Annotated in this window: 22 protein-coding genes and 1 riboswitch; of the genes, 10 read left to right on the top strand and 12 right to left on the bottom strand. The window is 43.3% G+C overall.

Translation table 11 applies throughout. The features are described 5' to 3' along the window. Positions 1-15 precede the first annotated feature (15 nt). The 7 genes from ruvX to uvrA all read right to left on the bottom strand — a co-directional run bounded on the left by ruvX (position 16) and on the right by uvrA (position 8,910). Positions 16-435, bottom strand: a complete 420-nt coding sequence (ruvX, locus tag NML69_RS03970; RefSeq protein ID WP_002876031.1) for a Holliday junction resolvase RuvX — start codon at positions 433-435, stop codon at positions 16-18. 3 nt (positions 436-438) lie between these two features. Continuing rightward, positions 439-705, bottom strand: a complete 267-nt coding sequence (locus tag NML69_RS03965) for an IreB family regulatory phosphoprotein (protein WP_000507059.1) — start codon at positions 703-705, stop codon at positions 439-441. An 87-nt stretch (positions 706-792) separates the two neighbouring features. Continuing rightward, on the bottom strand, positions 793-1,362 hold the full coding sequence (locus NML69_RS03960; protein ID WP_254725377.1) for an SP0191 family lipoprotein: 570 nt from the start codon (positions 1,360-1,362) through the stop codon (positions 793-795). Positions 1,363-1,428: 66 nt separating this feature from the next. After that, positions 1,429-1,827, bottom strand: coding sequence for a transcriptional regulator Spx (gene spx, locus NML69_RS03955; RefSeq protein WP_000591165.1), 399 nt, complete (start codon positions 1,825-1,827; stop codon positions 1,429-1,431). A 134-nt stretch (positions 1,828-1,961) separates the two neighbouring features. Then, the gene (gene mgtA, locus NML69_RS03950; RefSeq protein WP_254725376.1) at positions 1,962-4,622 is read right to left on the bottom strand and encodes a magnesium-translocating P-type ATPase; all 2,661 of its coding nucleotides are present in this window, start codon (positions 4,620-4,622) and stop codon (positions 1,962-1,964) included. Positions 4,623-4,817: 195 nt separating this feature from the next. After that, a riboswitch (M-box (ykoK) riboswitch) is annotated at positions 4,818-4,969 on the bottom strand. Positions 4,970-5,024: 55 nt separating this feature from the next. Beyond that, a complete protein-coding gene (locus NML69_RS03945; RefSeq protein WP_254725375.1) occupies positions 5,025-6,086 on the bottom strand; it encodes a Xaa-Pro peptidase family protein in 1,062 nt (353 codons plus the stop codon). Then, positions 6,079-8,910, bottom strand: coding sequence for an excinuclease ABC subunit UvrA (gene uvrA, locus NML69_RS03940; RefSeq protein WP_254725374.1), 2,832 nt, complete (start codon positions 8,908-8,910; stop codon positions 6,079-6,081). The genes NML69_RS03945 and uvrA overlap by 8 nt, the downstream gene beginning before the upstream one ends. Positions 8,911-9,054: 144 nt before the next feature. Here uvrA and NML69_RS03935 point away from each other — a divergent pair, with 144 nt between their 5' ends. The 5 genes from NML69_RS03935 (at position 9,055) to NML69_RS03915 (ending at position 12,729) form a co-directional block, all read left to right on the top strand. Beyond that, positions 9,055-9,999: a magnesium transporter CorA family protein gene (locus NML69_RS03935; protein WP_000815620.1), complete on the top strand. Its 945-nt coding sequence runs from the start codon at positions 9,055-9,057 to the stop codon at positions 9,997-9,999. An 11-nt stretch (positions 10,000-10,010) separates the two neighbouring features. Then, complete coding sequence (locus NML69_RS03930) at positions 10,011-10,688, top strand: DUF1129 domain-containing protein (RefSeq protein ID WP_185755856.1); 678 nt, start codon at positions 10,011-10,013, stop codon at positions 10,686-10,688. A 15-nt stretch (positions 10,689-10,703) separates the two neighbouring features. Continuing rightward, the gene (locus NML69_RS03925; protein WP_254725373.1) at positions 10,704-11,051 is read left to right on the top strand and encodes a TfoX/Sxy family protein; all 348 of its coding nucleotides are present in this window, start codon (positions 10,704-10,706) and stop codon (positions 11,049-11,051) included. Between the two features lie 274 nt (positions 11,052-11,325). Beyond that, on the top strand, positions 11,326-12,360 hold the full coding sequence (locus tag NML69_RS03920) for a S66 peptidase family protein (protein ID WP_254725522.1): 1,035 nt from the start codon (positions 11,326-11,328) through the stop codon (positions 12,358-12,360). A gap of 105 nt (positions 12,361-12,465) precedes the next feature. Beyond that, positions 12,466-12,729, top strand: a complete 264-nt coding sequence (locus NML69_RS03915) for a SemiSWEET family transporter (RefSeq protein WP_000166112.1) — start codon at positions 12,466-12,468, stop codon at positions 12,727-12,729. A gap of 79 nt (positions 12,730-12,808) precedes the next feature. Here the strand turns inward: NML69_RS03915 and NML69_RS03910 are convergent, their stop codons facing one another. Both NML69_RS03910 and ruvA read right to left on the bottom strand, forming a co-directional pair. Beyond that, positions 12,809-13,375 carry a DNA-3-methyladenine glycosylase I gene (locus tag NML69_RS03910; RefSeq protein ID WP_254725372.1) on the bottom strand — a complete coding sequence of 189 codons (567 nt, stop codon included), beginning with the start codon at positions 13,373-13,375 and terminating at the stop codon, positions 12,809-12,811. A 9-nt stretch (positions 13,376-13,384) separates the two neighbouring features. Next, on the bottom strand, positions 13,385-13,978 hold the full coding sequence (ruvA, locus tag NML69_RS03905) for a Holliday junction branch migration protein RuvA (RefSeq protein WP_000273410.1): 594 nt from the start codon (positions 13,976-13,978) through the stop codon (positions 13,385-13,387). A gap of 158 nt (positions 13,979-14,136) precedes the next feature. Between ruvA and NML69_RS03900 the strand changes: the two genes are divergently transcribed. Next, complete coding sequence (locus NML69_RS03900) at positions 14,137-14,634, top strand: helix-turn-helix domain-containing protein (RefSeq protein WP_254725371.1); 498 nt, start codon at positions 14,137-14,139, stop codon at positions 14,632-14,634. Positions 14,635-14,786: 152 nt separating this feature from the next. On the opposite strand, the gene mutL is transcribed toward NML69_RS03900, so the two are convergent. After that, complete coding sequence (gene mutL / locus NML69_RS03895) at positions 14,787-16,736, bottom strand: DNA mismatch repair endonuclease MutL (protein ID WP_254725370.1); 1,950 nt, start codon at positions 16,734-16,736, stop codon at positions 14,787-14,789. A gap of 313 nt (positions 16,737-17,049) precedes the next feature. On the opposite strand from mutL, the gene NML69_RS03890 reads away from it, so the two are divergent. Both NML69_RS03890 and NML69_RS03885 read left to right on the top strand, forming a co-directional pair. Continuing rightward, positions 17,050-17,490 (top strand): LytTR family DNA-binding domain-containing protein, encoded by a 441-nt coding sequence (locus NML69_RS03890; RefSeq protein WP_254725369.1) that lies wholly within the window; start codon positions 17,050-17,052, stop codon positions 17,488-17,490. Then, positions 17,487-17,945, top strand: coding sequence for a DUF3021 domain-containing protein (locus NML69_RS03885; protein WP_254725368.1), 459 nt, complete (start codon positions 17,487-17,489; stop codon positions 17,943-17,945). Before NML69_RS03890 ends, NML69_RS03885 begins: the two co-directional genes overlap by 4 nt. A gap of 40 nt (positions 17,946-17,985) precedes the next feature. Here NML69_RS03885 and mutS read toward each other — a convergent pair whose 3' ends face one another. Next, positions 17,986-20,520 (bottom strand): DNA mismatch repair protein MutS, encoded by a 2,535-nt coding sequence (mutS, locus tag NML69_RS03880; RefSeq protein WP_254725367.1) that lies wholly within the window; start codon positions 20,518-20,520, stop codon positions 17,986-17,988. A 50-nt stretch (positions 20,521-20,570) separates the two neighbouring features. Beyond that, positions 20,571-21,017 carry an arginine repressor gene (gene argR, locus NML69_RS03875; protein WP_001231483.1) on the bottom strand — a complete coding sequence of 149 codons (447 nt, stop codon included), beginning with the start codon at positions 21,015-21,017 and terminating at the stop codon, positions 20,571-20,573. A 154-nt stretch (positions 21,018-21,171) separates the two neighbouring features. Between argR and argS the strand changes: the two genes are divergently transcribed. Together argS and NML69_RS03865 are read left to right on the top strand one after the other, a co-directional pair. Further along, entirely contained in the window at positions 21,172-22,863 is a 1,692-nt protein-coding gene (gene argS / locus NML69_RS03870) for an arginine--tRNA ligase (RefSeq protein WP_254725366.1), read from the top strand. A 379-nt stretch (positions 22,864-23,242) separates the two neighbouring features. Beyond that, positions 23,243-23,488, top strand: coding sequence for a hypothetical protein (locus NML69_RS03865; RefSeq protein ID WP_000084865.1), 246 nt, complete (start codon positions 23,243-23,245; stop codon positions 23,486-23,488). Positions 23,489-23,518 lie beyond the last annotated feature (30 nt).

Below are 23,518 nucleotides of genomic sequence, written 5' to 3'. Positions count from 1 at the left end.
AGTTTCTCCTCTGTCTTAAAATTTTCTATCTAAATAATTTTGCAAAATCAGCTGAGCAGCCAACTTATCAATAACTTTCTTGCGTTTGTTACGGCTGATATCTGCTTGTTCAATCAACATACGTTCCGCAGCAACGGTCGTCAAACGCTCATCCTGATAGTCTACCGGCAAACCAAAGAGCTCCTCTAGCTTGGCACCATAGGCTTGACTGGCTTCTACTCGCGGGCCGCTGGTATTGTTCATGTTTTTAGGCAGACCTACTACAAAGCGTTCCACCTTATAGCTGTCAACCAATTCCTTGATACGGTCAAAACCGAACTGGCCCTGATCCTCATTAATCTGGATGATTTCAAGTCCCTGAGCGGTGAAGCCTAGGGGATCGCTAATCGCTACCCCTACTGTTTTTGAACCGACGTCCAATCCCATAATTCTCATAGATTATAGATCGACTCCTTGTCCTTTAAGGTAGTAGCGTACCAATTCTTCAACAATTTCATCACGCTCATACTTACGGATTTGATTTCGTGCATTGTTGTAACGAGGAACGTAGGCAGGGTCTCCACTCAATACATAACCGACGATCTGGTTAATCGGATTGTAGCCCTTGTCATTCAAAGAAGCATAAACATCTGTCAATGTTTCGCTAATTTCTTTCTTATTGGAATCATCCAATTTAAACCGTACAGTTTCTTCAGTAAATCCCATTCTAACACCCTCTTTCCTTAGAATAGTACTATTATAGCACATTCCCTGACGTTCTACAAATAAGTCAGTTTGTTTATTTGGATTTTCTTACTGTTCTGTCGCCCCATTTGCCACTCTGTCAGCAATATACTGGCTAGGTTCGTTTTTTAAGAGATTTTCAAGACCAATATTTTTTAAATATTCTAGTTGAGATGCCTTTTTGACATCCAAAACTTGAAAATCATAAGTCGTTGTGGTCTGGATTTCTGTCTCGCTGAGTAGCTTGGTTTCCAGTGTAAATCCTGCCAGTTTGCGCGCCTCTTGGATAGTCTCATCCTTTTCTTCTGCTTCTTGAAGCGCTTTTTGCGTCTCCTCTAGGCCATTTTCAGAGATAAAGTTCTTGAGTTCATCCCCGACAGGTCGTTTTTGCTGGATGGTCAAGGTCAAAAACTGACTGCCTTTATAGGTAATGGTCTGAATCTGCTGCGTCCCATTTTCTGACTTCGGCATCAGCAAGGTCTTGGTGACAACCGTATTCTTTTCGGCATTGTCCAAAACGGGAAGGTTGGATTGGAGAGGTTCAGATGCTGTTGTGGAAGCAGCAGGAGTTTCCTTTTTTTGCCCACATCCCGCAAGCAAAAAGAGGAGAGCAAAACTAGCAATTAGTAACTTTTTCATAATTCCTCACTTGATTTTAAAACAAAAGAGCAAACAAGGCCAGGAGTCACTCCCAGCCTTGATGTTTTATAGAGCTGCACGTAGACGTGCTTCTGCATTTTCTACATTACGGACAGAGCGTGGCAAGAAGGCACGGATATCATCTTCTTTATAGCCGACTTGTAGGCGCTTCTCGTCAACGAGAATCGGACTCTTTAAGATCCGTGGTGTTTCCATGATTAAGTTGAGCACTTCATTGACACTCAAATCCTCGATGTCAACTCCAAGTGCCTTAGCGTAGCGGTTTTTTGACGAAACGATACTGGCAATTCCATTATCTGTTTTCGTGAGAATATCTAATAACTCTTCTCTTGTAATTCCTTCTTTACCGAGATTTTGTTCTTTATAACTTAACTGGTGGGCATTGAGCCAGGTTTTCGCTTTTTTACAGCTAGTACAACTTGAGACTGTATAAATTTTGATCATGTACCTACCCCTTTCGCTACATGTTACTATCAGTTTAGTCTATTATACCATAAAAAACATCCGACTTGCGACCTATTTTTAAAAAAAATTAACTTTTTTCGCGATTTTCGTACTTTTTTCTTGACAAAATCAATTTATAACCAACTTTTAAATTTTTTGATATACAATCGTTTTACAACTGTAACACTTATCATATAGAGAACGATAATCAAAAGCAAAAAGAGGAAATAAATTGGTTCCAAAGGGGTTAAATGAAGCAGGCTAGCAATTGAAGAGTAGGGAAGGAAGGTCACAAAACTAGCTGCTAGCAAGGTTGTTCCAAGAACAAACCATGATGGACGACTTTGTAAGAAAGGAAGTTTTGCTGAACGGAGCATATGGATAACCATGGTTTGGGACCACATGGATTCAATGAACCAACCTGTCTGGAACAAAATGATAAAGCCCGTTGCCGACTCTGCTCCGTGAGCATAAGCTTGACCTGTCGCCATTGGGACAATAACAAAATAGAGTAAGATAAAGGTCAAAATATCAAAGGCAGAAGAAATCGGACCCATCCAAATCATAAAACGAGTAATAGACTTGGCTTCCCACTTATGAGGATGCTTCAAAAAGTCTTCATCCACATTATCAAATGGCAAGGCAATGCAAGAAAGGTCGTAGACGAGGTTCAACACAATCAAGTGAATCGGAGCCATAGGCAGGAAAGGTAAAAAGATACCAGACACTAAAAGAGAGAAAATGTTCCCGAAATTAGAGCTGACCGTCATCTTGATATATTTGGTCATATTAGCATAGACCTTACGCCCTTCAACCAGCCCTTTTTCAAGCACCATCAAATCCTTATCTAACAAAATGACATCAGCCGTTTCTTTGGCAATATCTACTGCTGTATCAACAGAAATCCCCACATCGGCCACTTTCATAGAAGGGGCATCGTTGATTCCATCTCCCATATAGCCGACACAATGTCCATTAGATTTGATTTGTAAAATGATTCGTGCTTTTTGATCCGGAGAGAGTTTGGCAAAGACAGTCACTTTCTCAACTGCTTGGGCCAACTCTTCGTCCGTCATGGCATCAATATCCGAACCCAACAAGATTTGATCAACGTCTAGACCAACTTTTTCGCAAACTGCTTGGGTTACCTTCTCATTGTCCCCCGTCAAGATTTTCGTTTGAACACCGTGTTCTAACAAAGCTTGGATAGCAGGTGCTGCTGATGGTTTTGGTGGATCTAGAAAGGCAAGATATCCTGTTAGAATCATCTCTTTTTCATCTTCAACGGAGTAAGCAAAACCTTCTTTTAGGCCTGTTTTATAGGCGACTCCCAAGACTCGCAATCCCTGTTGATTGAGTTGGTCCACTTCTTTTAAGATTTCCAATCGGATATCATCCGTCAGAGGGCTAATCTGACCTTGATATTCCACATGGGTTGAAATCGCAAGCATTTCCTCTAGGGCACCCTTGGTTACCAAACTAACAACTTCGTTCTCATCTTTGACGATGACACTCATCCGTCTGCGTTCAAAATCAAAGGGTAATTCATCTATTTTTTGGAAGCTAGTATCCAAATTTTGTAGAATAGCGTGTTCTTTAGCTTCTTTTTCAGTTCTACTGATAATGGCACGGTCCATCAAGTTTTTCAATCCCGTTTGAAAATAGGAATTAAGGTAGGCCCGTCTCAACACAGACAAATCCAAATCTCCATGTATATCCAAAGGATATTCCAGGACAATTTCGTCTTGGGTAAGGGTTCCGGTTTTATCCGTGCATAGGATATCAATAGCACCTAGGTCCTGTATGGCATTGAGTTTTTTGATGACGACTTTTTCCTTGGCCATGATAATGGAGCCTTTTGCTAAACTGGCCGTGATGATCATAGGAAGCATCTCAGGTGTCAATCCAACACCAACACTCAAAGCAAATACGCCAGCTTCCAGCCAGTCGCCGTCTGTCAAGCCATTGGAGAGAAAGACGATGGGAACCATGACTAACATCAAACGGATCAAGAGCCAAGAGATGCTGTTCATCTCCCGCTCAAAAGAGGTTGGTTCGTCATAGGTATTGAGAGTCTGCTCGATTTCTCCCATCATGGTATCATCACCGACCGCTAGAATCAAAGCCTTGGCACTTCCTGATATCACGTTGGTTCCCATAAAGGCGAGCGCTTCTGCTTCTAGCAGACTATCGAAGTTTGACTGACTCATTTTTGACAAGGCTAGTTTTTCAACCGAGTCACTCTCACCTGTCAAACCAGACTGTTGGACAAAGAAATCACGTGATTCAATTAAAATGAGGTCTGCCGGAATCATGTCCCCAGCACTTAACTTGACTATATCTCCAACGACCAAATCTTCAATTGCGACCTCTAAACTCTGGCCTTCGCGAATAACTGTGGCTGTATTCACAATCATTTTTGATAGATTGGTCGCAGCCTTGTCACTCCGCAGTTCTTGGACAAAGCGTATGCCACCAGAGATTAGAACGAGAACGACGATGATGATAGAGGTCGTCGGATCTTCTTGTCCAGGCTTCGCCAGCCAGACATTGGTCACCATGGAGATCATAGCGATGACCAGTAGGATGATTGTAAATGGATTGATAATAGATTCGTAAATCTTTTTGAGGATACTGTCTTCTTGACCCTTGGTGATGGTGTTTTCGCCATATAGATCACGATTTTTCTCCACCTGCTCCTCAGTCAAGCCTGTTAGACTTGTCTTATAAAAAGATAGAGTTTCGTTTAAGGGTGTGTGAATAGCTGTTGCTAATCTTTCTTTTGTAGTTTTCATTGGTTTCTCCTATCTGTATGAATGATGTGTTTCATACACAGAGACCAATCACTTTATAAGGGCAGAACGACACAAATCAGCGATTGGCTGTGTATGTGCGGTTCTGGATGATCGTCAATTTGCATCGTCTGTCTCCTTTCCTTGTTCTAAAACAGTAGAAAATCCCACCATAAAATGGCAGGATTAAAAAACTAATTATCTGTTTTTTCGTTCAAGCTTTAACTCCATAGGGCGATGTAATGAGCTTAGTCTTGGCCTTCGCGACCAGGACTGTTGACCAACGAGTAGTGTCTCCACTGCTTTGCGGTAGTCATCCGTATCCCTATGGTAGCCTCACCTACCGTTTTCGTCTATCAGTATAAACCTTTAAAATATAAAAGTCAATGATTTATCTTAATTTTCTTAAATAACAATTAATTCCTTCGGCGCTAGAGTCAACAATTCGCAACCGTTATCTGTAATCAGGATATCATCTTCAATACGAACGCCGTATTTACCTTCAATATAAATACCTGGTTCATCAGTCAAGACCATACCAGATTTAATGACTTCTTTGGAAGTTTGGCTAAAGTAAGGTTCTTCGTGAATATCCAGTCCGATACCGTGTCCAATACCGTGGGTAAAGTAGTCGCCATAGCCTGCCTCGATGATAATATCACGAGGGATTTTGTCAAAGTCGCGGAAACCTAAGCCAGCCTTAGTCTGGTCAATCAAGGCTTGGTTGGCTTTCAGAACAGTATTGTAAATTTCTGCCTGCTCGTCACTGACATGACCGAGGTAGATGGTCCGTGTCATATCACTGACATAGTGGTCGTAGAGACAGCCGAAGTCCATGGTGATGGCTTCTCCTGCTTCAACCGGTTTGTGCATTGGATGAGCATGGGGCTTAGAAGAGTTGATGCCACTTGCTAAAATGGTATCAAAAGACAAGCCTGCTGCTCCCAACTCACGCATGCGGAAATCAAGGAAGTTGGCAATTTCGATCTCAGTTTTTCCTGGTTTGATAAAGTCAAGCGCATCACGGAAAGCTTGGTCTGAGATAGAACATGCCTTACGAATAGTCGCAATCTCTTTCTCATCTTTAATCATACGAAGTGCTTCAACAAACTGAGTCTGCGGAAGCAAGTCGATTCCTGCAAAAGCTGCCTGCATACGGTGGTAATAAGAGACCGAAATCTCGTCTTCAAAACCGACGCGAGACAAGCCCATATCCTTAACAATGCCTGCAATAACAGCCAATTCATCGCGGTCAGCCACAATCTCAAAACCTGTCACTTCTTGCTTAGCTGCAATGATATAGCGAGAGTCTGTCACCAAAACCTGACGGTCACGGCTGATAAAGACTGTTCCATTTGAACCCCAAAAACCAGTCAAATAATAGACGTTTTTAAGGTTGTTGATGATAATACCATCTAGTTCTTTTTCTTGCATTTTAGCTAGAAATGCTTGCACACGTTTATTCATGATGTAACTTTCCTTTCAAATAGTGTCCTGTGTAGCTGGCTTCGTTGGCCGCTACTTCTTCTGGGGTTCCTGTTGCGATGATGGTTCCGCCACCGACACCGCCCTCAGGTCCCAAATCGATGATATGGTCTGCCGTCTTGATGACATCCAGATTGTGCTCAATGACGAGGACAGTATTGCCATCGTCGACAAAGCGAGCTAAAACCTTGAGCAAGCGAGCGATATCCTCGGTATGAAGCCCTGTCGTCGGCTCATCCAGAATGTAGAAGGATTTTCCTGTCGAGCGTTTGTGGAGTTCGCTAGCCAGCTTCATACGCTGGGCTTCTCCCCCAGAAAGGGTGGTAGCTGGTTGGCCTAGCGTCACATAGCCCAACCCCACATCCTTGATGGTCTGGAGTTTGCGTTGAATTTTCGGAATGTGTTGGAAAAATTCCACCGCATCGTTGACCGTCATATCCAAGACTTGCGAGATATTTTTTTCCTTGTAATGAACTTCTAGGGTCTCACTGTTGTAGCGGGTTCCGTGGCAGACTTCACAAGCCACATAAACATCTGGCAAGAAGTGCATCTCAATCTTGATAATCCCGTCACCTGAGCAGGCTTCACAGCGACCACCCTTGACGTTGAAACTGAAACGGCCCTTCTTGTAGCCTCGAATCTTAGCTTCGTTTGTCTGGGCAAAAAGGTCACGTATATCGTCAAAAACTCCCGTATAGGTGGCAGGGTTAGACCTTGGCGTCCGTCCGATCGGGCTCTGGTCAATGTCAATCAAGCGGTCTACATGCTCAATCCCTGTGATGGTTTTGAATTTACCAGGCTTGTCTGAATTGCGGTTAAGCTTCTGGGCAATGGCTTTTTTGAGGATGCTGTTGATTAAGGTCGATTTCCCTGAACCTGATACCCCTGTCACTGCGATGAATTTTCCTAGCGGGAAGCGAGCGGTAATATTTTGCAAGTTGTTCTCACGCGCACCCGTCACTTCGATAAAACGACCATTTCCGGTACGGCGCTCTTCTGGAACTGGAATGGCACGTTTTCCTGACAAGTACTGGCCTGTAATAGACTTACTGTTACGGGCCACCTGCTTGGGTGTTCCTGCGGCGACAATCTCCCCACCAAAAACACCGGCACCCGGACCAACGTCAATCAGATAATCCGCCTCTCGCATAGTATCTTCGTCATGTTCCACCACGATGAGAGTATTGCCCAAGTCACGCATCTTTTTCAGACTAGCAATCAGGCGGTCATTATCCCTCTGGTGAAGACCAATCGACGGCTCATCCAGGATATAAAGGACACCTGATAGGTTGGACCCAATCTGGGTTGCCAAGCGAATACGCTGACTCTCCCCACCTGATAGGGTTCCTGCCGAACGTGACAGAGTCAAATAGTTGAGTCCCACGTTATTGAGGAAGGTCAAACGATCCTTGATTTCCTTGAGAATGGGACGAGCAATGATGGCTTCATTTTCAGACAGGGTCAGCTGGCTCACTAATTCCAAATGGTCTGCGATAGACAGGTCCGAAATTTCACCGATATGTGGCCCTTGCTCACCACCCACACGGACAGATAAGGCCTGATCGTTGAGACGGTAGCCGTGGCAGGTTCCACAAGTCAGCTCATTCATGTAGAGTCGCATCTGGGTACGGGTGTAGTCACTGTTAGTCTCATGGTAACGACGCTTGATATTATTGACAACTCCCTCAAAGGGAATGTCAATATCGCGCACACCGCCAAATTCATTTTCATAGTGGAAATGGAATTCCTTGCCATCAGACCCGTAGAGAATCAAGTTTTTATCTTCTTCTGACAAGTCCTCAAAAGGCTTATCCATATCCACTCCAAAGGCTGTCATGGCCTGCTCTAGCATGTTTGGATAGTAGTTGGATGAGATAGGATTCCAAGGTGCTAATGCTCCCTCACGCAAAGTTTTGCTGGTATCAGGAACCACCAAGTCAACATCCACCTCCAGCTTGATGCCCAAACCGTCACACTCACTACAAGAGCCAAAAGGAGCATTGAAGGAGAAGAGACGAGGCTCTAACTCTGGTACGGTAAAACCACAAACCGGGCAGGCATAGTGCTCAGAAAAGAGCAACTCAGAATCGTCCATAGTATCGATAATCACATAGCCTTCTGCGATACGAAGGGCAGCCTCGATTGAGTCAAAGAGACGGCTACGAATGCCCTCCTTGATGACAATACGGTCGACCACAACATCGATATTGTGTTGCTTGCTCTTGGACAACTCTGGAACTTCGGTAACATCATAGACTTCCCCATCCACTCGGACACGGACATAACCGTCTTTCTGAACCTTTTCAATGACACTCTTGTGTTGCCCTTTTTTCTTACGAATGACCGGAGCTAAAATTTGCAGACGTTGCCGTTCCGGTAACTCCAAAACCTTATCCACGATTTGTTCTACAGAAGAAGCCTTGATAGCCCCGTGCCCGTTGATACAGTAAGGCGTCCCCACACGTGCGTAGAGGAGACGCAGATAATCATTGATTTCAGTCGTCGTTCCCACGGTCGAACGAGGATTTTTACTGGTTGTTTTTTGGTCGATGGAAATAGCTGGGCTGAGGCCATCAATGGCATCTACATCTGGTTTTTCCATGTTGCCCAAGAACTGACGAGCGTAGGCTGACAAGCTCTCTACATAGCGGCGTTGCCCCTCAGCATAGAGGGTATCAAAAGCTAGACTGGATTTCCCAGAACCTGACAAGCCCGTTACGACAACCAGCTTGTCTCTAGGAATCTCCACATCGATATTTTTTAAGTTATGGGCACGAGCCCCATGAATGACAATTTTATCTTGCATCTTTGATCTTTCTAGTCCATTATTGCTTTCCATTATACCAAAAAATGTGAAATTCTATTACCCAAAAAGCTGTTTTTATAGTATAATAGTATAATAGTACGGTGCAAAAAATGAATCACTGAATAGTAGGAAAGGATAGGGGATATGAAACAAGTTTTTCTCTCAACAACAACTGAATTTAAAGAGATCGACACGCTTGAACCGGGTACTTGGATCAATCTCGTCAATCCTACACAAAATGAATCACTGGAAATCGCTAACGCCTTCGATATCGACATTGCCGACCTCCGAGCACCACTCGATGCGGAGGAAATGTCCCGTATTACCATCGAAGATGAGTACACTTTGATCATCGTGGACGTTCCCATCACAGAGGAAAGAAACAATCGCACCTACTACGTTACGATTCCGCTGGGGATTATTATCACCGAGGAAACCATTATCACTACCTGCTTGGAATCCCTCCCAGTTCTCGATGTCTTTATCAACCGTAGACTGCGCAACTTCTACACCTTCATGCGTTCACGTTTTATCTTCCAGATTCTCTACCGCAACGCTGAACTTTACCTTACGGCCCTTCGTTCGATCGACCGTAAGAGTGAACAGATCGAAAGTCAACTTCACAAGTCCACTCGAAACGAAGAGCTGATCGAGCTCATGGAATTGGAAAAGACCATCGTCTATTTCAAGGCCTCACTTAAGACGAACGAGCGCGTGATTAAGAAATTGACCAGCGCAACTAGCAATATCAAGAAATACCTAGAAGACGAAGACCTACTCGAAGACACCCTGATTGAAACTCAACAGGCCATCGAGATGGCAGATATCTATGGAAATGTCCTTCACTCTATGACAGAGACCTTTGCCTCTATCATTTCCAACAACCAGAACAACATCATGAAAACTCTGGCTCTCGTGACCATTGTCATGTCTGTCCCAACCATGATCTTCTCAGCCTACGGGATGAACTTCAAGGATAATGAAATCCCTCTGAACGGTGAGCCACACGCCTTCTGGTTAATCGTCTTTATCGCCTTTGCTATGAGTGTCTCGCTCACTCTCTATCTCATCCATAAAAAATGGTTCTAAGAGGAATCCCTATGTCTCAGATTGATTTACAAAAATTAACTAAGAAAAACCAAGAGTTTATCCATATCGCTACCCAACAATTTATCAAAGATGGTAAAACAGACGCTGAAATCAAGGCTGTTTTTGAAGAAGTCATTCCTAAAATCCTTGAAGAGCAAGCCAAAGGAACGACAGCTCGTTCCCTCTACGGCGCTCCAACTCACTGGGCCCATAGCTTCACTGTCAAAGAGCAATACGAAAAAGAGCATCCAAAAGAAAATGACGATCCAAAACTCATGATTATGGACTCAGCCCTTTTTATCACCAGTCTCTTTGCATTGGTTAGCGCTCTGACTACCTTCTTCTCTACAGATCAAGCTATTGGTTATGGGTTGATTACCCTCTTGTTGGTTGGGCTTGTTGGAGGGGTGGCCTTCTACTTGATGTACTACTTTGTCTACCAGTATTATGGACCAGACACAGATCGTAGCCAGCGCCCTCCTTTCTGGAAATCAATCCTCGTCATCCTCGCTGCTATGCTTCTCTGGTTGGCTGTCTTCTTCGCAACAAGCTTCCTTCCAGCAGCTCTCAATCCAATCCTTGCTCCACTGCCTTTGGCTGTCCTAGGAGCAGCCCTTCTCGCTCTTCGCTTCTATCTCAAGAAACGCTTCAATATCCGAAGCGCAAGCGCGGGCCCATCACGTTATTAAGAAAAGTGAAAAGCTATGGCATATAGTCAATCTTTAGCTCAGCAGATTCGAAAAATCCTAGCACTCAAACTTCCTCCCCAAATTTTTGAAGAAGAGCTAGAAGAAAAGAAACTGTTTGGTGGCCTGGCCTTTATGATTCGTGGGAAAATGGTTCTTACAGTCAGTTCCAGAAAGAACGAGCTGGTTATGGTGAGAATAGGCAAAGAAATGGAAAAGCAGGTTCTACCCCGAACAGGAGCCTATACTACATTGATGAGAGGGCGACCTTATCATGGCTATATAGACCTAGATATAGAAGGTCAAAAAGAACTGCCTTACTGGATTGATTTAGCTCTCTCCTATAATCAAGAGTTGACCAAGTAACTCATATCTAGTGAGATTAGAGATTAGAAAAACGAAAAGCAACTGCACAAGCGGTTGCTTTTTCACTTGCTTTCTTGAAATTCAATAGAACTTCTGAGTCTGATTCTTATAGTTTTCTCTCATCTTTTGTGATAAAATAGGCTCATACTCAATGAAAATCAAAGAGCAAACTAGGAAGCTAGCCGCAGGCTGTACTTAAGTACGGCAAGGCAAAGCTGATGTGGTTTGAATTTGATTTTCGAAGAGTATCAATCTATTTCTAGGAGGATGAGATATAGTTTCTACTATTGGTATCGTTAGTTTGTCTAGCGGTGTTATCGGAGAGGATTTTGTCAAACACGAAGTCGATTTGGGTCTCCAACGTCTCAAGGATTTGGGACTCAATCCTGTCTTTTTGCCCCATTCGCTAAAGGGCTTGGACTTTATCAAGGATCATCCTGAGGCACGTGCAGAGGATTTGATGCAGACCTTTTCAGACGATAGCATCGACATGATCCTATGCGCCATCGGTGGGGACGATACCTATCGTTTATTGCCCTACTTTTTTGAAAATAACCAACTACAGAAGGTTATCAAACAAAAGATTTTTCTTGGCTTCTCAGATACAACCATGAACCACCTTATGTTGCATAAACTAGGGATCAAGACTTTTTATGGCCAATCCTTTCTAGCAGACATTTGTGAATTGGACAAGGAGATGCTGCCCTATAGCCTTCACTGCTTTAAAGAACTGATCAAGACAGGAAAAATCTCAGAAATCCGCCCTAGCAACGTTTGGTATGAGGAGCGGACTGATTTTAGTCCCAAGGCTCTGGGAACAGCTCGTGTCAGTCATGTAAATACCGGTTTTGACTTGTTACAAGGAAATGCCCAGTTTGAGGGAGAAATTCTCGGTGGTTGCCTTGAATCACTCTACGATATCTTTGACAATTCTCGATACGCAGACAGCACGGACCTCTGCCAAAAGTACAAACTCTTCCCTGACTTATCCGACTGGGAAGGAAAGATTCTCTTGTTAGAAACAAGCGAAGAAAAGCCTGAGCCTGAGGATTTCAAAAAGATGTTGCTGGCTTTGAAAGAAACTGGGGTATTTGAGGTCATCAGCGGACTCTTGGTCGGAAAGCCAATGGATGAAACCTTCTATGACGACTATAAGGAAGCACTATTGGATATCATTGATAACAATATCCCGATTGTCTATAATCTAAATGTCGGCCACGCAACGCCAAGAGCCATTGTTCCCTTTGGCGTCCATGCCTATGTAGATGCACAGGAGCAAGTCATTCGCTTTGACTATAACAAAAAATAAACAATTTCTCCATTTTTGTGCTTTGGTATTGATTTTCGTTACAATTTGTGTCTGAATTTATTGCATTTTGCTTATTTTTATGATATCTTTTTGAAGGAGGTATATATGACTAAACAAAAAATAAATCAAATTGTCGGTTCAATCGGGGCCTTTATCGGGATTATTGTATTTATCGCCTACATCCCACAAATTTTTGCCAATTTACAAGGCAACAAAGCTCAACCATTCCAGCCTTTATCCGCAGCAGTATCTTGTTTAATTTGGGTTATTTACGGATGGACAAAAGAACCTAAGAAGGATTGGATACTAATTATTCCAAACTCAGCTGGCGTTGTCTTAGGTGGACTGACATTTCTTACTGCACTATAAAAGTTACTAGCATATAATCAAAAAGCTGAGAAACTCTTCTCAGCTTTTTCTATATTCTCAGATAATTAGACGCCTGCACTCACTTATTTCCGCTTTTCCACTCACAATCATTCTCGTGGTCGTCAATCAGACCTGCCGCTTGTAGAAAAGCTAAAACTGCGACTGGACCTGTGAACTTGAAGCCTCGTTTTTTGAGATCTTGAGATAACTTTTCAGACAAGGCTGTTTTAGCAGGTGCTAGGTGATAGTCAGGAACATCATTCACGATCGTTTTTCCCTCAACAAAGGACCAGAGATAAGCGTCAAAAGAGCCAAAGGTTTTCTGGACTTGTAAAAATGCTTGGGCGTTGGCACGCGTCGCAAAGAGCTTGGCACGATTTCGGATGATGGCTGGATTCTCTAACAAGGCTTCCAACTCCCCATCTGCCATCTCCGCGACCGCCTGAATTTGATATCCATGAAATGCTTCTCGGAAAGCTTGGCGTTTGTTTAGTACCGTTTCCCAAGATAGAGCAGCCTGATAGGTTTCCATGCACAATAACTCAAACAATGCTTGGTCATCATGGAGGGGGTAGCCCCACTCCTCATCATGATAGGCTACATATAAAGGGTTGTTCATTTTAACCCAACCACAGCGTTTTGGCATACTCTTCTCCTATTTTACCAACATCTTAAGGGCCGACTTGATATAGTTCTCAGCTGTATCTGTCGTTCCTTCAAAGAATTTCTTGATTTTCTTAAGCTCGGTTGCCTTGTAGCCCAGTGCCAACATGGCTTCCATAGCTTCTTCCAGTTCTTGGTTTTCAGCGCTGGTTTGCACTGCCACCTTGGCAGGAAGGTCATCGCTAGCCACAACTACCTTACCTTCCAAGTCTAGCACCATCTGTTGGGCTGTTTTCTTGCCAATTTTAGGGAACTTAGTCAAGTAGGTAATGTTCTTAGTCTCGATTGCTTGAACCAAGCCAGCATTGTCATCGGCTGCGATAATAGCAAGAGCTGATACAGGTCCAATACCTGAGACCGAAATCAGACTGAGGAAGAGTTTTTTCTCATCTTCTGAGCGAAAGCCATAGAGCAGATGCGCGTCCTCACGGACAACTTGGTGCACATAAATCTGGGTCTCTTGATTAACCTGACCTGAGTAAGCATAGGGATTGGCTACATGCAAGATATAACCAATACCATTCGCTTCTAGGACAATGTATTTAGCAGTGATTTTGGTAATGATTCCTTTTAGATATTCGTACATAATTTTTCTCCATTATTTTGCCTATCTAGTATACCATATTTCCTTAAGACAAACTGCAACAAAAGGTGCAACCTCTGGTTGACAAATAGTACAGGAGATTGTATTCTCATTATAAGTAAAAATTGTTAGGATAGAGGTAGAAAAAGGAGGATAGAATCATGAAACTCGCAGAAAAACTATTTGAGCTCAGAAAGGAAAAAGGTTGGTCCCAGGAAAAGCTAGCAGAACAAATCAATGTTTCTCGGCAAAGCATCTCCAAATGGGAGTCTGGACAAGTACTTCCTGAAATCGAAAAAATCATTGAATTAAGCAAGATTTTTCAAGTGACAACTGACTATCTCTTACTGGATGAAAACTTTGAAAAAGGTTCCACGGCAGTGATTTTGGAGGAAGATAAGGACAAATACTATAAAGAAGTTAAATCCTTTGGTCTCTGGCAGGTGATTTATATTTTCGTATTGGCTCTAGCTATCTATCTCTTTTTATCCGGTTCTAGTTTCCCAGCCGAATTCACCGCCTGGATTTGGCTGACCTTCGTTCTCTTGATTGCTTCTGCAGTTGCTATCAACAAGGCTCTCAAAACCAAACAACGTTATCTTGATAAAGTGATTGGTCTTGAGAATCCTTCAAACCAAGACGATTCTGCGAAATCTTGAGTCACCTAGTTCAGTTTTCACAACACTTTTTATAGGACTGGTCTTGTCAAGCAAGTGTAAACCTCGTGTCAAGTTGCCCATGTCCATTCAAAATGCCCACCTTAGAAAAGCTAAAAAGCCTTGTTTGGAAAAAACAAAGACTTTTTGTGTTCTTAATATTTCCCCAACTCACGGAGACTGGTGTGATTTTCCTGAATGCGTCGGAACATCTTTTCCATGTCTGACTTGGTAAAATGCACCAAAACAGGACGTCCATGGGGACAGTTATATGGATTGTCACATTGAGAAAGCTGATAAAGGAGCTGTCGAGCTGAATGGTCATCGATACGATGGTTGGCCTTGATAGACCGCTTGCAGGACATCATGATGGCTAGCTCTGCTCGGTATTTTTTGATAGAAACTTCCTTAGTCAAGAGCAGCATGTCGCACATTTCATAGATACCTGACTCAATCTCTTCTTCTGCCATCCAAATAGGATGTTCACGTAGGATAAATTGATTTTCTCCGTACTCTGCTAAAAAGACACCCACTTCCTCTAAGAGAGGCATTCTTTCCCTGAGACGAAGGACATCATCCGCAGGAAATTCAAAAATATAGGGTACTAGGAGTTGTTGCTGGCTCTGGTCAACATTGCCAATGCTTTCACGGTATTCCTCGTACTTGACCCGTTCCTGAGCCGCGTGTTGGTCAATAATATAGAGTCCATCTCGCCCTTGAGCAAAGAGATAAGTCCCGTGCATCTGCCCGAAAAACTCCAACTCTGGGAAGCTGGATGCTTCCTCTCTCTCCAGCTTGTCATAAGCCTTATCGAGACTAGCTAGATCTAACTCTGGGTGGTCTAGTTGGTCGTAGTTAGCAGGCTTTCTCTCTGCAAAATGCAGTTTTGCTGGCTTGGTCAACTGATCCAAGGTTTCCTTGGCAAACAGGGTTAGGTCCCTACCCTCCTCAGTTAATTCAACCTGGTGATCAGCCACCTCAGCTTGACTAGGTTTTGAGAGTTCTGTTTTTTCATAGTAAAGCGTATTTTCTTTGAGTGGGAGAATGGTCTGCTCCACCTTTTGACGATTACGCACGGTCGACTTGGCAAGATTTTCTAAAGCATCAGGAATCAAGACTTGTTCCTTGAGACTATTTGAAATAGCTTCTGAAAGCAGCGCCATCAGTTCTCTTTCCTTAGAAATCCGCACTTCTTGTTTGGTTGGATGGACATTGACATCGGCTAGATAGGGGTCAATATGGATGTGAATGACAGCCAGCGGAAAGCGCCCTACCATGAGTTTGCTGCCATAACCATCCAAAATGGCACGATTGAGCAGGAAGTTCTTGATATAACGGCCATTGATGAAGAGGCTGATATAGTTGCGATTAGCTCGAGTTAACTCAGGCAGAGACACAAAACCTGTAATTTCGAAATCTAAGTCAGAGTTCTCAATTTCAATCATCTTCTTAGCACTCGCCAAACCATAAATTCCTGCGATGGCTTGACGCAGTTGACCAGTCCCTGCTGTCCGCGTCATTTCCTTGCCATCACTGATTAAACTAAAAGAAATCTCAGGATGAGCTAATCCTAGACGGTTGACAATATCAATGATATGAGACAACTCCGCTTGCTGGCTCTTCATATACTTGAGGCGGGCAGGTGTGTTGAAAAAGAGGTCCTCCACACAAACTTTGGTCCCCACAGGACTAGTCGCTGGGATGACTTCCTCAACTTCTCCCCCACGCGCAACGAGCTTGGTCCCATGACTCGCACCATCCACCGCCGTCAACAAAGTCAAGACACTAACAGAAGCGATAGAGGGCAGGGCTTCACCTCGAAAGCCGAGCGTCCGAATCCGAAAGAGGTCTGCCTGATTTTTTATCTTACTGGTCGCATGGCGACGCAAGGCCAATTCCACCTCATCGTGGGCAATTCCATGACCATTATCAGTGATTTGAATTTTCTTGAGACCAGCTTCCTCAATCTCAATGATAATCTGGCTAGAACCCGCGTCAATGGCATTTTCTACCAACTCTTTGACCACACTGGCAGGACGTTCAATCACTTCTCCTGCCGCAATCTGGTTTGCCAGCACCTCTGGCAATTCAATAATATGAGACATCTTTCAGCCCCTTTCTGTATCTATTTTCCTAGAAATTGATTAGTGCTATTATACCATATTTCAGATGTTACCAGAAAAAGCAAATACCACATAGACTCCAAATCTCTCCACATAGACAAAAGCTCTTGCCATGGGTCGTAAAATAGTGGTATACTCAATAAAAATCAAAGAGCAAACTAGAAAGCTAGGCGCAGACAGTACTTTAGTACGGGAAGACGACGCTGACGTGGTTTGAATTTGATTTTTGAAGAGTATTAATAAAGGTGTACAAGAAGTGAGATTAACCTTGTATAACTGAAAAGGAGGGAAATTTATGAAAGTAGAATTACAGATTAAGGAGACTTATGAGGAGGAAAAACTGATTGTCCAAACTCCTCAGCCGACCGAAAAAGTCCAGAAAGTCATCGAGTTCGCAGAAAATCTTGACCAAAAAGAAACAATCAAAGGTAAGATTGAAGATCAGGTCTATCTAGTTGAAATTGGCAAGATTCAGCGCTTCTATATCGAGAATCGAAAGGTTCTAGCAGAAACTGCATCTCAGACATACAGCATTGATTTGCGGCTCTATCAGGTTCTTGAAATTCTGCCGACAACTTTTATCCAAATTTCCCAATCTGAAATCGTCAATGTCGACTCCATCTCTCATCTCAAACTCACTCCCAACGGCCTGGTCGAAATCTTTCTCAAAAACGAAAGCTTCACCTACTCTTCACGCCGTTACCTAAAAACCATCAAGGAGAAATTAGAACTATGAAAAAACAAATCTTTCACGATGCAGCTGCTGGTGTACTTATCGGCTTCATCCTCTCTATCCTTTTTTCACTCATTTATGCCCCAAATACCTACGCACCACTAAGTTCCGACTCTCTCATCGGCCAAGTGATGACCCAACATCAGATTCACGGTGCCTTGGTCTTGCTCTACTGCACACTTATTTGGGCAGCTATCGGTATTCTCTTCAACTTTGGAAAGCGATTATTCAGCCGTGACTGGAGCTTGCTCCGTGCAACTCTGACCCATTTCTTCCTTATGCTAGTAGGCTTTATCCCATTAGCAACCCTAGCAGGTTGGTTCCCCTTCCACTGGATTTTCTATCTCCAACTCATTATCGAGTTTGCAATTGTCTACCTCATCATTTGGACTATTCTCTATAAAAGAGAAGCTAAAAAAGTAGACCACATCAATCAACTTTTGGCCCATAAAAAGTAATAGAGAAAAACCCACTCACAAAAATGTGAGTGGGCTCTTTTTATAACTTTTGTTTGAGCTCGACCAAGACATTCATAGCCTGCATCGGTGTCATATTGTATACATCCAGTTTAGCTAATTCTGCTAGGATAGGATGTTCTGCAGGCGCATCAAAGAGTGACATCTGCTCTGTGACAGCACTTGTTTCTCTCATCGGCGCAGGACTTTCCGTCCCTTGATTCTCCAGTTGAGTCAATATCTTATCCGCCCTTGCTAAAAGTTCTGCTGGTAAGCCAGCAATCTTAGCAACATGGATACCGTAGGATTTGTCAGCTGGTCCTGGTTCGATCTTATGAAGGAAGGTCACCTGCCCATCCTGCTCCAAGGTCGCCACATGGACATTGACCAAGTTTTTCAAGCTGGACTCCAGACTGGTCAACTCATGGTAGTGGGTCGCAAAGAGGGTTTTGGCTCCGATATGTTCATGGATGTATTCGATGATGGACTGAGCAAGAGCCATCCCGTCATAAGTTGCAGTCCCACGTCCCAATTCATCAAAGAGAATCAAGGAATCCTTGGTCGCATGAGAAATGGCATTGTTGGCCTCCATCATCTCCACCATGAAGGTTGATTGACCTGAAACCAAATCATCTGCCGCTCCGATACGGGTAAAGATGGCATCGAAGATAGGCAAATGGGCGCTTTCTGCCGGCACATACGAGCCTAGCTGAGCCATAACCGCAGTCATGGCTAGCTGGCGCATGTAGGTAGACTTCCCACTCATGTTGGGCCCCGTAATCAGTTGAATACTGGTATCTTCTGACATCTGGATGCTGTTTGGAATGTAGGTCTGCGCTCCCATAACCTTTTCAACGACAGCATGGCGCCCTTTCTGGATATCGATTTGTGAATCGTCTCCAAACTCAGGTCGAATCAAATGCTGAGTTTCAGCCACAACCGCCAGACTTTGCAAGACATCAACTGTCGCAATTCCTTGGGCTAAAGCCTGCAAACGCTGGATGTACTTGCCGACTTCTTCACGGATGCGCATAAAGATTTCGTACTCTAGGTTGGCTGACTTCTCACGCGCCTCCAACATATCTCCCTCTATCCGAGCTAATTCCTCGGTACCGAAGCGTTCTGAATTTTTCAGCGTTGCCTTGCGGAAAAAGTGGGCGGGCACATTTCCCAGTTGCGAATTGGTCACATGGAAATAGTAGCCATCCTTTTTATTGTAGTCAATCTTAAGCGTGCTGATGCCAGAGTTTTCTCGCTCCTTAGCCTCAATCTCAGCAATCCAGCTCGTCCCTTCTCGGAGCACTCGGCGGTACTTGTCTAAGGTCTCATCAAATCCAGTCCGAATAATGCCACCTTCCGTAATCACGTGAGAGGCCTCTGGAGCAATGGCTGCGCTAATCAAGCTCTCCAACTCTGGAATGGCATCCAGCTGTGCGATGAGACAGGAGAGAGCAGGCTGCTCCATTCCCTCTAAAATCGCTCGAATCCGTGGTACACTAGATAAGGTAGTCGCCAACTGCAAGAGATCCTTAGGATTGGTCTTTCCAAAAGAAACCCGACTAGCCAAGCGTTCGATATCATAAACACCCTTGAGACTGTCCGTTAAATCACTACGCTCAAAGAAGTGATCAAGAAAGACCTGCACCACCTCTTGACGTTGAACGATTCGTTCCTTATCAATCAAGGGACGATGAATCCAAGAACGCAAGAGCCGCATACCCATAGCCGTTTTGGTTTCATCCAGAAGCCAGAAAAGACTGCCTTGCTTCTTGCCTGAACGGGCATTCTCTACCAAATCCAGACTGGCCTTGGTCGCATAATCCATCTGCAAGAAATCTTTGATTTCATAGCGGATAACTGGTTTAAGATGGTTCAATTCCCGCATCTGGGTCCGATGAACATACTGGAGTAGCTTACTAGCTGCCGCTTGCTCCACAGCTACAAGTCGTGGATCCAGTAAATGAATATCCTCAAAGCCTTCCTTCTCATAAGAAAGCACCAGATTCATCTGACGGCTGAGGATTTGTTCTTCTTCCTCAGACAAGTCATAACCCAGCACCACTTCTCGAGCCTTGAGGTTACGGATTTCCCCACAAACCAACGTGAAATCCAATAGCCCCGTCACATAAAAATCACCCGTCACCAGATCCATATAAGCCAGGCCGAATTGATTGCCATCACGATCTAAGGCAACCAAGAAATTATTCTGACTATCCGGCTTACTGCTATCAACGACCGTTCCAGGTGTGATGACCTGGACCACCTCTCGCTTAACAACCCCAACCGCTTGTTTGGGATCTTCCATCTGTTCTGCAATGGCAACTTTATAGCCCTGCTCAATCAGAACATCGATATACTGCTGGGCAGAATGATAGGGGACACCCGCCATGGGTATCGGATTTTCTGCATTTTTATTCCGACTCGTTAAGGAAATTTCTAAAATCTGTGCTGCATTAATTGCATCTTCATAGAACAACTCGTAAAAATCACCCATTCGAAAAAGCAAAAAAGCATCTGGGTATTGTGTCTTAATATCCACATACTGTTGCATGCCGGGTGATAGCTTTTCTGTTGCCATTTTCCGTCTCTCCTTGCTAAAAATAAGTCTTGAGAGCAACTCCCAAGACCTTATTTATCTTTCATCAAATCTAGCAAACGATCTTCCATCAGCTTGGCAACGTGCTGGTCTCGACAAATAACCAATAAGGTATTAGCACCAGCAACCGTTCCTAAAATCCATTCATCCTTGTTTGCATCTACAATGTTTGCTAAGACTGCAGCTTCCCCAAGTTTGGTATGCAGTACCAAGGTAAACTCTGCTCTTGCAACTCCTTCTAAATGATGAGACAAAAACTCAACTAAATCAATCTTATCTGTCTCATTTGCTAGTACATAATACACCATATCATTTTTCTTAACCTTGGTCAAGCCGATTTCACGCAAATCACGTGACAAAGTCGTTTGTGTCACATAAACATTACGAGCTTCTAAACGATCTTGAATCTCTTTTTGTGTCCCAAGTTTTTCTTCGGTGATCATCTTTTTAATCAATTGATGCCGTTCTCTTTTTCTCATATTATCCTCTTAAGTGAATATTTATAACAAGTTTTACATTTATTTTATAACTATATTATACCAAAAAAAATAGATAATTCAAAAAAATTCTTTTCTTTCTCAAAAAATGTAGTAAATTGTGTTAAAATAGTAAAAAAGCCCAAAAGGAGCCCTTATGAATACAAAAGAATTGATTGCTAGCGAGTTGGCTAGCGTCATTGATAGCCTGGATCAAGAGGCTATTTTAAATTTACTGGAAACACCTAAAAACTCAGAAATGGGAGACATCGCCTTCCCTGCCTTTTCTCTAGCAAAGGTCGAGCGTAAAGCTCCGCAAATGATTGCAACAGATATTGCTGAAAAAATCAACAGTCAAGCCTTTGAAAAGGTTGTTGCCACTGGACCTTACATCAACTTTTTCCTTGATAAAAGTGCTATTTCGGCTCAAGTATTACAGGATGTCATCACTGAAAAAGAGCACTATGCCGACCAAACCATTGGCAAGCAAGAAAATGTCGTTATCGATATGTCTAGTCCCAATATCGCAAAACCATTCTCTATTGGTCACCTGCGCTCAACTGTTATCGGGGATAGCTTGTCACATATTTTCCAAAAAATCGGCTATCAAACGGTCAAGGTCAACCATTTGGGAGACTGGGGCAAACAGTTTGGAATGCTGATCGTTGCCTACAAGAAATGGGGAAATGAGGAAGCCGTTAAAGCGCATCCAATCGATGAACTTCTTAAACTCTACGTTCGCATCAATGCTGAAGCTGAAAAAGACCCTAGCTTGGATGAAGAAGCACGCGAATGGTTCCGCAAACTGGAAAATGGAGACGAGGAAGCCCTCGCTCTCTGGCAATGGTTCCGTGATGAAAGTTTAGTGGAATTCAACCGCCTTTACAATGAATTGCAAGTCGAATTTGACAGCTACAACGGGGAAGCCTTTTACAACGATAAGATGGAAGCTGTTGTAGACATTCTCGCTGAAAAAGGACTTCTTGTTGAGTCAGAGGGAGCCCAAGTTGTCAATCTTGAGAAATATGGAATTGAACATCCAGCCCTTATCAAAAAATCTGATGGTGCAACTCTCTATATCACACGTGACTTGGCTGCAGCCCTTTACCGTAAAAACGAATACCAATTTGCCAAATCCATCTATGTTGTTGGTCAAGAGCAATCTGCCCACTTCAAACAACTCAAGGCAGTGCTACAAGAGATGGGCTACGATTGGAGCCAAGACATTGTCCATGTTCCGTTTGGTTTAGTAACAAAAGAAGGGAAAAAACTCTCTACCCGTAAAGGAAATGTCATCTTGCTAGAACCGACTATCGCTGAGGCTGTTAGTCGTGCCAAGGCCCAAATCGAAGCGAAAAATCCTGAGTTAGAAAATAAAGACCAGGTTGCCAACGCTGTTGGAGTTGGGGCTATCAAGTTCTATGATCTTAAGACCGACCGTACAAATGGATATGACTTCGACCTTGAAGCTATGGTATCCTTTGAAGGAGAAACTGGACCTTACGTTCAATACGCCTACGCTCGTATCCAATCTATCTTGCGCAAAGCCGATTTCAAACCAGATACAGCAGGCAACTACAGCCTGAATGATGCTGAAAGCTGGGAAATCATTAAACTACTCCAAGACTTCCCACGTATTATCAATCGTGCGGCAGATAATTTTGAACCTTCTATCATTGCGAAATTTGCGATTAGTTTGGCTCAAGCTTTCAACAAGTACTATGCACATACACGTATCCTAGATGAAAGTCCTGAGCGCGACAGCCGTCTGGCCCTCAGCTATGCAACCGCAGTCGTCCTCAAAGAAGCTCTTCGTTTGCTCGGAGTAGAAGCGCCGGAGAAGATGTAAATCGCCAAAGTTACTTGATTGCGGAGCAATCTAAGTAACTAACGCCAAATCCTATTCGGACTTTGGCTAGGCGCTTCACTAGTTTTAGGACATAAATATGATCGATTTATGTCCTAAAACGTCGTAATCTTAAAGTTATTGGAACTAAAGCTCCTAATTGCTAGACGCTAGCCGCTTATATGCGGACTAGCTAACTGCTTCACTAATTCACCTAACCAAATAATATCGATTTGGTTAGGCTCATGTCGTAATCTTTTAAATTACTTGAAAGCAATCTGAAAGATTGAGGCAAAATAACATTTATATTTTGTTCGGCCTTGCAGCTGTTCAATGAAATAATTTATTCACTTTTACTATTTATCACACTGGGAGATTTCCTATGAGCCAATATGCTTATATCCTCGTTGTACTTAGCTTGGTTTTCCTTTTTCTGCTCAATAAGTACGAGAAGGAAAGACTTCAAAGACTCTACCAAGAGCAACTCTTGAAGGATGAGACATTTAGGTCTGACATCAAAGAGAAAATTCACACGACTGAAAATATCAATGATGTCATTGCACATATCAATAAAACTTACCATCTGGGAATGTTGCTCTCAAAAGACGTCACAGATCAATTGAAATAATTAAAATCCGAGAAGCTTTCTTCTCGGATT

This window comes from Streptococcus sp. CF8-6 (assembly GCF_024295845.1).
GTDB lineage: Bacteria > Bacillota > Bacilli > Lactobacillales > Streptococcaceae > Streptococcus > Streptococcus oralis_BO.
Note: the sequence above shows the minus strand (reverse complement) of the source record. Positions and strands in the feature narration are given on the sequence as shown.